Genomic DNA, 12,049 nt, shown 5'->3' with positions numbered 1-12,049 from the left:
CTTCACTTTGCTCCCGTCCTTCACTTGGCTCTCGTCTCCTTGAGCAGGGCCGACATGTCGGCGCCGGTGATGATACTTTCCACGGTCAGCAGGTCGGTGTCGGCGACCGTCTGCTCGGCGACGATCTCGCCGCGCCGCATGACGATGATGCGGTCGGCGACCTGGAAGACGTGATGGATGTTGTGGGTGATCAAAAGCACCGAGTGACCGGCGTCGCGCACTTCCTTGACGAAGCGCAGCACGCCGTGCGTTTCCTCGACGCCGAGATTGTTGGTCGGCTCGTCGAGGATGATGACCTTGGCGGCGAATTGCATGGCGCGCGAGATGGCGATCGACTGGCGTTCGCCGCCCGACAGCGTGCTGACCAGCGCATCGGCGTCGAGCTTCTTCGAGATGCCGACGCGCTTCAAAAGAGCCGAGGCGGCATCGCGCAATTGCGCGAGATCGAGCGGCGCGAACACACCCAGCCATTTGAGGTTGACCGGCTCGCGGCCGAGGAAAAGATTGCGCGCGATGCTGAGGTCCGGTGCCAGCGAGGTGTCCTGGTGGATGGTCTCGATGCCGAGATCCATCGCATCGCGCGTCGAGCGGATGGAGACCTTCTGGCCGCGCACATAGATGTCGCCGCGGTCGACCGGAAACACCCCGGAGATCGCCTTGATCAACGTCGATTTGCCGGCGCCGTTGTCGCCGAGCAAGGCCACCACTTCGCCCTCGTTGAGCGTGAAGGAGGCGCTCTTCAGGGCGCGGACGCTGCCGAAGGACTTTTGCAGGTTGTGCAGCCGAAGCACTTCCATGGTCAGCTCCTGGCGGCGTTCTTCTGCAGCAAAGCGTGCAGAATGAGCATGGCAAGGATGATGACGCCGACGAAGATGTTGTAGGCGAGCCCAGGCACGCCGATCAGCACGATGCCGTTGCGGATGCTGCGCAGCATCAGCGCGCCGACGATGGTGCCGAAAATGGTGCCTCGCCCACCGGTCAGCGCGGTGCCGCCGACCACCACCATGGCGATCACTTCGAGCTCGTAGCCGGTGCCTGCCACCGGCGAGGCGGCAGAAATGCGGAAGGCGCTGATCATGCCGGCGAGACCGGCCAGCACCGAGGTCAGGATGAACAGCCAGATCTTGACCGCATCGGCCGGCACACCACGCGCCACGGCGGCGTTACGGTTCGAGCCGATGGCGCTGATCCAGTTGCCGAGCTTGGCGTAGCGCAGCACATAGATCGCCAGCAGCGACAGGCCGATGAACCACCACAGCGAGGTATAGAAACGGAACGTTCCGATATTGAAGCTGCCGGCCAGCAGCGTCACGAAGAACCCTGGCTGGTCCCAGGACTTCAGCGGAAAGCCTTGGGTGATGTAGAGGGCCGCGCCTCGCACCACCAGCAGCATCGACAGCGTCACCAGGAAGGAGGAGATGCCGATCTTGGTGACGATCAGCCCGTTGATCGCACCGATCGCTATGCAGAGCAGCAGGCCGGCCAGCAGCGCCACGCCAATATCCACCCCGCCGTTCTGCACCAGCAGCATGACGACAACCGGCGCCAGTCCGAACACAGCACCGACCGAAAGGTCGAACTCGCCCGCCGTCAGAAGCAGCGTCATGCCGAGCGCGATGATGCCGAGCTCGGGCAGGAACGCCATCATGTTGGAGATGTTGAGCGGCGACAGGAAGTTCGCATCGGCGATCGCGAACACCGCCAGCAGGACGATCAGGATGACGAGCGACGAGAACTGCGGCGAGCGGATCAGGCTCGACCTGCGTTTGGCACGCGGCATTTCCTCTTCTGCGGCAATTGTCATGACAGCTCGAACCATACGCCAGGGTGAGGCCCGCCGCCTGCGCGGCGAGCGTCAGTTCCAATCACTTGTTGTAGAGTTTCAGGATCGGTTCGACGCTCGAGGCGTCGTAGAGGCTGAAAGTGTGGATGTCGTAGCCGATCGGTTCGCCCGCGGCGGCCAGACCGAGCAGCGCCACCGGCATAAAGCCTTGCGCCGAGGGAAACTGCCAGGCAGCCGCGTTGACGAAACCGGCCTTGACGGACTCGGCCGTTTCCTTCGAATTGCCCCAGCCGACGACCGGGATCTTGCCGGCCGGGACGCCGGCGCCATCGAACACCCTCTTGACGCTGGCCGCGACGGAATCGCCGAGCGCGATGATCGCCGGCGGGTTGTTGGCCACCATGTAGTCCGTCATCTTGGCGATGATGCCGGCCGGATCGGTGCCGCAATCGACCACGTCATATTTGATGCCGAGCGGATCGAAGACGCTGGCGATGCCTTCGGTCTCGAGCTGCTGGTAGCTGGCGCCCGGCACTTCGACCGGCAGGAACACCTTGTCGCCCTGCTTCACCATTTTGTGGTCGACCAGATATTTCGCCCAGATGACACCGGCTTCCCTAAGGTCGGCGCCGACATAGGCTTGCCGGCCGGTTGCCGGATCGTCGGTGTTGAAGAACACGATCGGGATGCCGGCCGCCTTCGCTGCCTTGACCTCCTCGGTCCACAGGCCGGGCTGCGCCGAAGTCGTGGCGATGCCGTCCGGCTTGGCGGCGAGTGCCGAGTTGAAGGCTTCCTTCTGCGCCGCCATGTCGCCGCCGCTGAACGAGATCTTGCAGGTCACCTTGAGCTGGTCGCAGGCCTTGGTCGCGCCGGCATTCCAGTCGATCCAGAAGGCATCCGACGGGCCGCCATGCGACAGCAGGTAGAACGTCTTCTGAGTGTCCTGCGCCAGCGCCGGCGCACCCAGCGCCACACCGGCGAGAACCGTCGCCGCGGCCACGATTTTCAACGCGAATTTCAACATTTCTCTTCCTCCCTTGTTTCGTAGCTAAACCGCGCCATCACAGTCCGTTGGCGCGAAATTTCCCATCGAGGAATTTCTTGGCGCGCGGCACGTCGTCTTCCGAAAGATGCTCGATGATGACCGGGATGTTCGGGTGCTTTTCGGCCAGCCGCTTGAGATAAAGGTCGTAGTTCAGCGAACCGAGGCCGGGCGCCGGCAGCTCGATCTCACCGACGCCGCGGAAAGTGTGGCTCTCCAGCGCGTCCTCGTCGCCAATGTCTGCGTGCTTCTCCGACTTGTCGCCGCCGGAACGCTTGACGTCCTTGGCGTGGGCGATCTTGATCTTGTCGGTCAGCGTGTCGAACACCTGGTTCAGGATCTGATCCATCCGGTCGATATTGTGGGTTTCGAAATAGTTGGTCGGGTCCATCAACAGGCCGAGGCCTGGGTGGTCGACCTGCGCGAACATCCTCACCGTCTCCTCGACCGAGCCGACGACATTGTTGACATAGGTTTCGAGCAGGAAGACCGCGCCGTGGTCATAGGCCGTCTGGGCAAGGTCGGCGATGACCTTGCGGCATTCCTCGAACCCTTCCTCGGTCTTGTTCTTCGGGTGATGCACCCAGTCGGATTCGGTGTTGTAGGTACCCGTTTCCGAGATCACGTAAGGGGTGCCGAAATGGCGCGCGTTGCGGATGATCTCCTTCAAATAGCCGACGCGCCTCTCGCGCTCGCCCATATCCGGATGGATGATGTTGGTGTAGCCCGACACACAGCAGATCGGCAGATTGTGGTCGCGGAACGTATCGCGGACGGTCTTGGCCTTGTCCTTGGTGATCTGCCCGGACGACAGGTCGATATCCCTGAAATGCAGGTCGAGCTGCACGGTGTTGAAATCGAGCGCACGGATCTTCTGCGCGGTTTCCTTGAGGCCATACGGGAAATAACCCGTGAAAATACCTGCCTGCATCATGGTGTGAATTCCTCCCTGTAAGTGATTCAGTCAGTTGATATTTCGGAAAGGTTGACCGTCCGGCCTTTGTCGATCGAGCGGTAGCCGGCTTCGACCAGCGCCATGGTCTTGACATTGTCCGCGACGGACAGCGCTGGCGGCTCGCCCGTCTTAACCGCGTGCTGAAGCTGCTCCATGACGCCGATGAAAGCATGCGGGAACCACATCGTGTCCCAGCTGGGTGTCACCCACTGACCATCGGTGGTCTCGGTCGAGGCGTAGGTCAGCGTCGACGCAGCGCCCGTCGGCCAGCCGATGGTGCCTTTGGCGACACCCTTGGTGCCGTCGACGCGCCAGTTGATGTGCTGGTCGTCCTGGTAGCCCTCCTGGCGCGGACCGGACCAGACATCCTCCAGCGATACGGCGAGCACGCCGGACGGGAACCGCAGCGTCGACACGATGATGCCGTCCGAATGATCGAAGCGGGTGCGCGGATCCTTGCGGGTCAGGGTGGTGATCTCCAGGGGATCGCCGAACAGGAAGCGCAGTACGTCGAGATGGTGGACGCTCATATTGGCGAGCGTCAGCCGGTCATAGTCCTCGAGGAAGGTCTGCCAGTGCGGGATCGCATGCATGTCGATCTGGGCGAAGACGATGTCGCCGAGCGCGCCGCTGTCGATGATCTGCTTCAAGACGCGCATCGACTGGTCGTAACGCATGTTCTGGTTGACCGAGAGGATCTTGCCGGCCTTGGCCGCCTCGTCGCGCAGTTTGACGGCTTCATCGAGCGACAGCGCCAGTGGCTTCTGCGCCAGGATCGCCTTGATATGTGCTTGGTTCAGCGCATGGCGGATCAGCGCCGGCTGCTGGTCCGGCGGAAAGGCAAGATCGATGATCTCGACGTTCTTGTCCTCGATGAGTTGTTCCGGCGTGTTATGGACGGTCGGGATATCCCAGCGCTTGGCGACCTTCTCGGCGCTGGCCTTGGTGCGCGAGGCGATCGTCACCACCGGAAAACCGGCTTCCTTGTAGGCGGCAAGGTGACATTCGGCCATGATCATACCGGCGCCGACGCAGCCGATCCTGTATTCCCTGGTGCGGACTTTAACGTCCGGCTCGAAGCCGTTGCCCGCTATTTCTTCGCTTGCCATATGTTCCTCCCGAAGCTCGTTTCTTGCAGCCGCCGTCATCTTGCCAGCGCTCCCCCGCTTTGCCCGAAATAATGCACCCTGCCCGGCTCGCAGGATATCGCCACCATTGCGTCCGGCCTGATGTCCGGCTGGCCGCGCAGCAGCGCCCGCAGGCGCGCCTGCCCGGCGGCGAGCGTCACCACGGTGTAGCCGCCGAGCGGCTCGACCTCGAACACTCGCGCCGGGCGGCCCGCGCCCCCCTCCGAGATTCCATCCGACCAGGCCTTGACCTTGATGTCTTCCGGCCTGAGCCCGATCTCGACGGCATCGGCCGGTGCCGCCTTGTCCGCGATGCGGATCGTGCCTTCGGCCGCCTCCACGCCTTCCGCGCCGTGCACCGACTTCAATATGTTCATCATCGGCGACCCGAGCAGCCGCGCCACATAGGTGCTGGCCGGCCGGTCATAGATCTCGGCAGGCGCGCCGATCTGCCTGATCTTGCCGCTCTCCAGTATGGCCATGCGGTCGGCGACCGACATCGCCTCTTCCTGGTCGTGCGTGACATAGATCAGCGTCTTGCCGAGCTCGCGCTGGATGCGCTTGAGCTCGACGCGCGTCTCCTCGCGCAGCCTGGCGTCGAGCGCCGAGATCGGATCGTCCATCAGATACGCGGCGGGATTACGCACCAGCGCGCGGGCGATCGCGACGCGCTGCCGCTCACCGCCGGAAAGCTGCGCCGGCGGTTTGTGCAGGATATGTCTGATATGCAGCTTGGCCGCGACATCGGCGACGCGTTTTTCGATCTCGGCTTCTGCCACCTTCCGCTCGACCAAAGGAAAACGGATGTTGTCGCGCGCGCTCATATGCGGGAACAGCGCCAGATTCTGGAACACCATGGCGACATTGCGCTCCGCCGGCGACACCGTGTTGACCGGCTTGCCGCCAATCAGGATCTCGCCCGTGTCCGGGGTTTCCAGCCCGAGCACCAGACGGAGTATCGTCGACTTGCCCGACAGCGGCGGCCCGAAGAAGCAGAAGAACTCGTTGTCGTTGACCGCGAACGAGGCATCGTCGACAGCCAGCGTGCCGCCATAGCGTTTTGTCACATTACGGAAAACGATATCGGCCATCTCAACCTGCTCTCAACGCAAGGCCGGTAGCGGCGTCGAAGACGCGCACCGCCTCCGCCGCAGGCGCGACGACGGCTGTCTGCCCGATCGCCAGCCCGACATCATTGTCGAACACCGCCTTCACCGCGGTCTCTCCCTCGCCAAGATGGATGATGGTGCGCGCGCCGATCCGCTCGACGAAACTCACCGGCATGCAGAGGCCACGGCCGCTTTCGGCCAGCGTCACCTGCTCCGGTCGAAAGCCATAAAACACCTCGCCGCGCATCCGGCTGGCGGCATCGGCGATCTCGACCGGCAGCGGCGGCGTCGCCCCGAGTGGGCCAAGATCGACGACCAGGCCACGGTCACTTTCCGCCAACCAGCCCTTGAGCAGGTTCATGCCCGGCGCACCGATGAAGCGGGCGACGAAGACGTTGGCCGGGTTGTTGTAGACTTCCAGTGGCGTGCCGACCTGCTGCAGCACGCCGTGGTCCATCACCGCGATGCGGTCGGCCATGGTCATCGCTTCGAGCTGATCGTGGGTGACGTAGACCATGGTCTGCCGGAACTGCCGCTGCAGTTGCTTTAATTCGGTCCGCATCACCGCCCGGAAGGCGGCGTCGACATTGGACAGTGGCTCGTCGAGCAGGAAGATCGCCGGCTCCATGATCGCCGAACGGCCAATCGCCACCCGCTGCAATATGTTGACCGAAAGCCGGTCGGCCTTGCGGTCGAGCAGCGGCGTCAGCTGCAGCATCTCGGCAATGGCGCCGACGCGGCGGTCGATCTCGGCCTTTGGTGCGCCGCGCATTTTCGGGCCGTAGGCGAGGTTCTGCCGCACGCTCATATGAGTGAAGATCGCATAGTTCTGGAAGACGAAGCCGACGCCGCGCCGCCCCATCGGCACGCCGGCCATGTCGCGTTCGCCGAACAGGATCTTGCCGCTGGTCGGCTCTTCCATGCCGGCGATCATGTTCATCGTCGTCGACTTGCCGCAGCCGGACGGCCCGAGCAGCGCCATGAACTCGCCGTCGGCAATGGCCAGATCCATCGTCTGCAGCGCAGTGAAGTCGCCAAATTTCTTGACAAGGTTTTGCAGATGGATCGTGCTCATGCCGCCACCTCGCGTACCCGGGCCATGCGTTTCATGGCAAACACAGCGGCGATGGACAGCACGATCAATATGGCCAGCGCGATTGCCGCCACATAGCTCCAGATCAGGTCCTGCGTGGTGAGCTTGTAGATGTAAACGGAGATGGTTTCGGTAGCGACCCCGGGACCGCCGCCGGTCATGATGTAGAGGGTGTCGAATATTTTGAAGTTCTCGATCACCCGGATCGCCAGCGCAATGATGATGATCGTCTTCATCTTCGGCAGCACGATGGTGACGAAGCGCTGCCAGGGGTTGGCGCCGAGCAGCGTCGCCGCCTTGATCTGGTCCTCCGGCACGCCGACCAGGCCGGCAAGCAGGATCAGGAACATTAGCGGCGTCCACTGCCAGATGTCGGCGACCATCACCGCGATCAGCGCCAGCGTCGGATCCGAGAGCCAGGCGATGGTGACGGGAAAGCCTGACATCGCCGACAGGATGTCGTTGACCGGGCCGCCCGACTGAAACAGCATGAAGAACATGTAGCCGGCCACCGCCGGCACCACCATCATCGGCATCAAGAGGATCGAATAGAAGATCCGCTTGCCGGGAAATTCGTCCGCAAACAGCGTCGCCAGCGCGAGGCCGAGCAGGAACTCCGCCGGCACGCAGACGATCATGACGATGGCCGTGCGCTTCAGCGCGCTCCAGAAGCGCGCGTCCGCGGCAAGGTCGGTGTAATTGGCGAAACTGTTCCACATCGACCAGGCATTCCACCAGCCGGTGCCCGACAGCGGCGACCAGTCGGTCAGGCTGATGTAGAGCTGCATCAGCAGCGGGAAGACGGCGATGAACAGCACCAGGATCTGCGCCGGCAGGGTCAGCCGGAATCCGAGCCGCGCGCCCTCGTCCGGCAACACCGACGCCGCCTTGGAGGCTTGCATGTCGCCCTCCGAAATCGTGGCTGTCACCGAGCTCATTGCTTGAGCGCCCCGAAGGTCAGCCCGCGCACCAGATGACGCTGGATGGCGATGCCCATGATCACCGGCGGCACCGCGGCGATCAGGCCGAGAGCTGCCTTGGCGCCGTAGAGCTGTCCGGTCATCGAGGAGGACAGCGAGGCCATGTAGACCGGGACCGTGACCCATTCGCGCGTCGTCAGAAGCAGCGCAATCAGATAGTCCGACCAGTTGAGGATGAAGACGAACAGCGCGGCACTGGCCAGCGGCGCCCGCATCATCGGCAGCGTGATGCGGGTGAAGACGCGCCACCGCGAACAGCCCTCGACCAGTGCCGCCTCCTCGATCTCGCGCGGCATGTCGTCGAAGAAGGTCTTCATCAGCCAGAAGGCGAAAGGCAGCGTGACGATGCCGTAGATCAGCGACAGCCCCCACCAGCTGTCGGTGAAGTTGAGGAAGGCCCACATGATCATCACCGGGGTCATGACCGCCATCGGCGGAAACAGGCGAAGCTGGATCAGCGCCAGCGGCAGGTTCTGGCCCGAGTTGAAGCGCGACAGCCCGTAGGCCGCCGCTGTGCCCGCCGACATGGCGATCGCCGTGCCGAACGTGGCCGACAGCAGCGACGACAGGATCGGCTTCAAAGCTGTGCGGTCGAGCGCGACGATAAGATTGTTGGTCGATTCACCGAAGACGAAGCGGAAATTGCTGAGTGTCGGGTTCTTCGGCCACCAGGTCAGGTCGGCGCCGGTCGCCGACCATTCGGCGATCGGCTTGAACGCCATCGACATCATCCACAGGATCGGCACCAGCGTCACCGCCATTGCCGCAAAGATCGCGGCATAGCGGAATATCTCGAAAGGAACTGAACGCTTCATCTTGCGGCTTTGCTGGGTCCTTCGTTATCGAGGGGAAGAGCAATCACTCCTCCCCTCTTGGTAAGATCCGGGAGGATCAGGCGATCGGATCGAGAACGGTGGGCCAGGCCTCCTTGTTGGTCTTGATGGCTTCGAGAAGCTTCTCCTCGCCGGTGCGGCGGGCAATCTTCTTCCACTCGGCCTCGGTGTCGGCCATCGCCTGCTCTGCTGTCTTGGCCTTGGTCAGCGCGGCGACGAGGTTCTCGTCCAGCGCATTGTGGAAGGCGGTGGCGCCGGGATAGTTGATGGTGGGCACGGTGCGGGCGACCGTCTCGCGCACCACGTCCATGTGGTAAGCATGATAGGTCTGGCGGACCAGCGGATCGGAGAAATCCGACAGCCGGAACGGATCGAAGTAACCGCCCGGGTTGGCGGTCATCCACGCATAGATGCGACTAGATCCCAGCCATTGCAGGAACAGGTAGCAGGCCTCCGGGTTCTTGGCCTGCGAAGACACCGACGCCGACAGATTGAGCCACAGCACCGAACGGCTGACCAGCTTGCCGTCGATCTCGCGGCCGGGCGGCAGCATCGAGCCGATCTTGCCGGTGACAGCTGAATCCTTGTTGCCGGCATTATCGAGGAATTTCGGCAGATTGGAGAAGGCGCAGGTCATGGCCGCACCGCCCTTTGCGAAATTGCCGTACTGCTCCGGCCAGCCCCAGGAGATCGCATCCGGCGAATGGTGCGCAAGCGACGCGATGTACTCGCTGGTCGCCGCAATACCTTGCTCCGAATTGATCAGCGGCTTGCCGGTATCGTCGAACAAGAACTGATTGGGCGAAGCCATTGAGACATAACGCTGATACCAGTTGGTATAGCCCCAGCCCTGGTTGCGCAGATCGGTCGAGCCGAACAGGCCCTTGTCCGGGCGCTGGAAGAAGGCTGCGATCTCGTCATGCTGCTTCCAGGTCTTCGGCGCCGCCAGTTCATAGTCGTATTTGTCGGAGAAGGCCTTCTTCTCGGCTGCGTCGCCGAACAGATCGGTGCGGTAGACCCAGGTCTGGAAGTCGCCATCCAGCGACACGCCATAGGTCGAGCCGCGATACTGATTGAGCAGCGAGACGCCCTTGGCGCCATTGACATAGCCGCGCTCGGGATCGTCCCATTCCGGCTTGTACTGCGCGACGAAGTCGTCGAGCTTGAGGATGCCCCCGGTTTCGGCGAGGTCGCCAAGACGGTTCCATTCGACCGCGTAGATGTCATACGCCCCACCCTTGGTGGAGATGTCCTGCATCGTCTTGGTGAATTCCTGGCCATTCGGCACACCGACGATCTCGAGCGGAATACCGGTTTCCTTCTCCCAGAGATCCTTGATCGACGGCGCACCGGCCGGAAACGGCTGTGTCAATTGGCCGATCGAACCATCGGACAGGCCAAGCACGATCTTGGCCGGCGCCTTGCCGGCGCCCTTCATCGCCTTGGCCGCCTCAATGGCGCGGCCCTCGGGCGTGTCGGCGCCATATTGATAGCGCTCCGAGCCGTCGAAGCCCGTCGGGCCACCGATCATGCCGGGCGCCAGGGCATCGGCCGCATAGGCACGGCTTGGGCGAATGAATTTCGGTGCGATACCTGCGGCAGCAACAAGGACTGCCGCCTTTCCACCGGACGCCAGCAAACGGCGCCGCGACACGCGGATCAAATTCGACATTGGAACTCCTCCCTCAGGGCCTTGTTCCTCCACGGCCCTTATGATGGATATTGACGGCACTATACGAAGCCTGTCAACATCATAAATAATCAAGACACCTCATAACATCTCATGGGAGGGGACGAATGGCGTGTATCAAGGCACTCACACTGAAGCCGGTGCTTGAATTTGAGGGAGCCAGGCTGCCCACCTCCCCGCTTTGGTCCGTTTCGGCATTTTGGTGTAGCGCGGCAGCTTGCGTATCGGCCAAGGCTGGTTACATCATTTCCCATCAGAATCGCGGCTGGCGATGAAGCTGCCGCTTCGACAGCGGACCCATGAAATGCGTAATCTCGATGCGCCCTTGGCGCATTTTGGAATGAGGTGATCGACAGTGCGGTCCACCCTGACAGACATAGCCCGGGAAGCCGGCGTTTCCGCCGCTACGGTCGACCGTGTGCTCAACAACCGCGCCGGGGTCAGGGCGCGCACCCGCGAGGTCGTGCTCGAAACGGCGCAACGGCTTGGCTATATCGCTGAAAATTCGAATAATCCGAACTCGCGCAACGCGATACCTGGTGAGGTTATACGGCTCGATTTCGCCCTGCCCGCCGGCACCAATTCCTTCATCAAGATGCTGCACCGCCAGATCGAGGCGCAGGCGCAGTCGCGGCCGGACCTCGACGTCCGCGTCGCCACTATCGAAGGCTTCAATCCGGACCGGCTTGCCCGGCTGCTGCAGGAATTGCACGGACAGACGCAAGGCGTCGGTGTGATCGCACTCGACCATCCGACGGTGCGCGAGGCGATCCGCTCGCTTTCGGCCAGCGGGGTCAAGGTCGTTACCATCGCTTCCGACATCCTGCATGTGCCGCGGGTCGCCTATATCGGCATCGACAACCGCGCCGCCGGCCGGCTCGCCGGCTACCTGCTCAACCGCTTCATGGGTGCAGGGCGTCCGGGCAAGGTCGCGCTGTTCGCCGGTTCGCTCTCCTACCGCGGCCACGAAGAGCGCGAGATGGGCTTCCGCCACATACTGACGGAAGAATCGCCCAATCTGCAGATCGTCGAGATGCGCGAAATGCTCGACGATCGGGAAAAGGCCTATTCGGAGGCTTCCGCCCTGCTGGATCGGCACCCGGACCTGGCCGCCATCTACAATGTCGGCGCCGGCAACACCGGCATCGCCCGCGCGCTACGGGAACGCGGGCGTGCACTGTCGACGGTCTTTCTCGGCCATGAAGTAACGGAAGGCACCAAGGAGCTTTTGCTCGACGGCACGCTCGACGCGGTCATCGACCAGAACCCGCGCGTCGAAGCCCGCGAAGCGCTCAACACCTTGACCCATGCGGTCAGGGGATTGCCTTACGAACTGCACCAGCCAAGGCTGCAGGTGATCTTTAGGGAAAGCATCCCGGAGATCTGAACGGAAGCTTGGGGCAGATGGGGCGCGAGTACCCACTGAACATGACGTCA

Annotated in this window: 11 protein-coding genes; 1 reads left to right on the top strand and 10 read right to left on the bottom strand. The window is 62.8% G+C overall.

What is annotated here, in order from left to right:
• Positions 1 to 20: 20 nt before the first annotated feature.
• The 10 genes from NKH91_RS20775 to NKH91_RS20730 form a co-directional block, all read right to left on the bottom strand.
• Positions 21 to 803, bottom strand: a complete 783-nt coding sequence (locus tag NKH91_RS20775; RefSeq protein ID WP_352481708.1) for an ATP-binding cassette domain-containing protein — start codon at positions 801 to 803, stop codon at positions 21 to 23.
• Entirely contained in the window at positions 800 to 1,804 is a 1,005-nt protein-coding gene (locus NKH91_RS20770; protein ID WP_245278679.1) for an ABC transporter permease, read from the bottom strand. Before NKH91_RS20770 ends, NKH91_RS20775 begins: the two co-directional genes overlap by 4 nt.
• Positions 1,805 to 1,865: 61 nt before the next feature.
• Positions 1,866 to 2,807 carry a sugar ABC transporter substrate-binding protein gene (locus NKH91_RS20765; RefSeq protein ID WP_352844559.1) on the bottom strand — a complete coding sequence of 314 codons (942 nt, stop codon included), beginning with the start codon at positions 2,805 to 2,807 and terminating at the stop codon, positions 1,866 to 1,868.
• 37 nt (positions 2,808 to 2,844) lie between these two features.
• Positions 2,845 to 3,759 (bottom strand): sugar phosphate isomerase/epimerase family protein, encoded by a 915-nt coding sequence (locus NKH91_RS20760; protein ID WP_023721280.1) that lies wholly within the window; start codon positions 3,757 to 3,759, stop codon positions 2,845 to 2,847.
• 26 nt (positions 3,760 to 3,785) lie between these two features.
• Positions 3,786 to 4,889 carry a Gfo/Idh/MocA family protein gene (locus NKH91_RS20755; RefSeq protein WP_352844560.1) on the bottom strand — a complete coding sequence of 368 codons (1,104 nt, stop codon included), beginning with the start codon at positions 4,887 to 4,889 and terminating at the stop codon, positions 3,786 to 3,788.
• Positions 4,890 to 4,924: 35 nt separating this feature from the next.
• Positions 4,925 to 5,998, bottom strand: coding sequence for an ABC transporter ATP-binding protein (locus NKH91_RS20750; RefSeq protein ID WP_352844561.1), 1,074 nt, complete (start codon positions 5,996 to 5,998; stop codon positions 4,925 to 4,927).
• A 1-nt stretch (position 5,999) separates the two neighbouring features.
• Positions 6,000 to 7,091 (bottom strand): ABC transporter ATP-binding protein, encoded by a 1,092-nt coding sequence (locus NKH91_RS20745; protein WP_352481599.1) that lies wholly within the window; start codon positions 7,089 to 7,091, stop codon positions 6,000 to 6,002.
• Positions 7,088 to 8,047, bottom strand: coding sequence for a carbohydrate ABC transporter permease (locus NKH91_RS20740; protein ID WP_352481600.1), 960 nt, complete (start codon positions 8,045 to 8,047; stop codon positions 7,088 to 7,090). The genes NKH91_RS20745 and NKH91_RS20740 overlap by 4 nt, the downstream gene beginning before the upstream one ends.
• Positions 8,044 to 8,904: a carbohydrate ABC transporter permease gene (locus NKH91_RS20735; protein ID WP_023721285.1), complete on the bottom strand. Its 861-nt coding sequence runs from the start codon at positions 8,902 to 8,904 to the stop codon at positions 8,044 to 8,046. Before NKH91_RS20735 ends, NKH91_RS20740 begins: the two co-directional genes overlap by 4 nt.
• 76 nt (positions 8,905 to 8,980) lie before the next feature.
• Positions 8,981 to 10,594 carry an extracellular solute-binding protein gene (locus tag NKH91_RS20730; RefSeq protein WP_352481602.1) on the bottom strand — a complete coding sequence of 538 codons (1,614 nt, stop codon included), beginning with the start codon at positions 10,592 to 10,594 and terminating at the stop codon, positions 8,981 to 8,983.
• Between the two features lie 373 nt (positions 10,595 to 10,967).
• On the opposite strand from NKH91_RS20730, the gene NKH91_RS20725 reads away from it, so the two are divergent.
• Entirely contained in the window at positions 10,968 to 11,999 is a 1,032-nt protein-coding gene (locus NKH91_RS20725) for a LacI family DNA-binding transcriptional regulator (RefSeq protein WP_023721287.1), read from the top strand.
• Positions 12,000 to 12,049 lie beyond the last annotated feature (50 nt).

The sequence above is a fragment of the Mesorhizobium sp. M0894 genome (assembly GCF_040319725.1).
Taxonomy (GTDB): Bacteria; Pseudomonadota; Alphaproteobacteria; order Rhizobiales; family Rhizobiaceae; genus Mesorhizobium.
This window is presented reverse-complemented; position numbering and strand designations above follow the sequence as displayed.

What these genes read in the sequence shown, in the direction of transcription:
- NKH91_RS20750 (WP_352844561.1), bottom strand. Translation starts at nt 5,998, where the DNA reads ATGGCCGATATCGTTTTCCGTAATGTGACAAAACGCTATGGCGGCACG.
- NKH91_RS20755 (WP_352844560.1), bottom strand. Translation starts at nt 4,889, where the DNA reads ATGGCAAGCGAAGAAATAGCGGGCAACGGCTTCGAGCCGGACGTTAAA.
- NKH91_RS20735 (WP_023721285.1), bottom strand. Translation starts at nt 8,904, where the DNA reads ATGAAGCGTTCAGTTCCTTTCGAGATATTCCGCTATGCCGCGATCTTT.
- NKH91_RS20765 (WP_352844559.1), bottom strand. Translation starts at nt 2,807, where the DNA reads ATGTTGAAATTCGCGTTGAAAATCGTGGCCGCGGCGACGGTTCTCGCC.
- NKH91_RS20760 (WP_023721280.1), bottom strand. Translation starts at nt 3,759, where the DNA reads ATGATGCAGGCAGGTATTTTCACGGGTTATTTCCCGTATGGCCTCAAG.
- NKH91_RS20740 (WP_352481600.1), bottom strand. Translation starts at nt 8,047, where the DNA reads ATGAGCTCGGTGACAGCCACGATTTCGGAGGGCGACATGCAAGCCTCC.
- NKH91_RS20770 (WP_245278679.1), bottom strand. Translation starts at nt 1,804, where the DNA reads ATGACAATTGCCGCAGAAGAGGAAATGCCGCGTGCCAAACGCAGGTCG.
- NKH91_RS20730 (WP_352481602.1), bottom strand. Translation starts at nt 10,594, where the DNA reads ATGTCGAATTTGATCCGCGTGTCGCGGCGCCGTTTGCTGGCGTCCGGT.
- NKH91_RS20745 (WP_352481599.1), bottom strand. Translation starts at nt 7,091, where the DNA reads ATGAGCACGATCCATCTGCAAAACCTTGTCAAGAAATTTGGCGACTTC.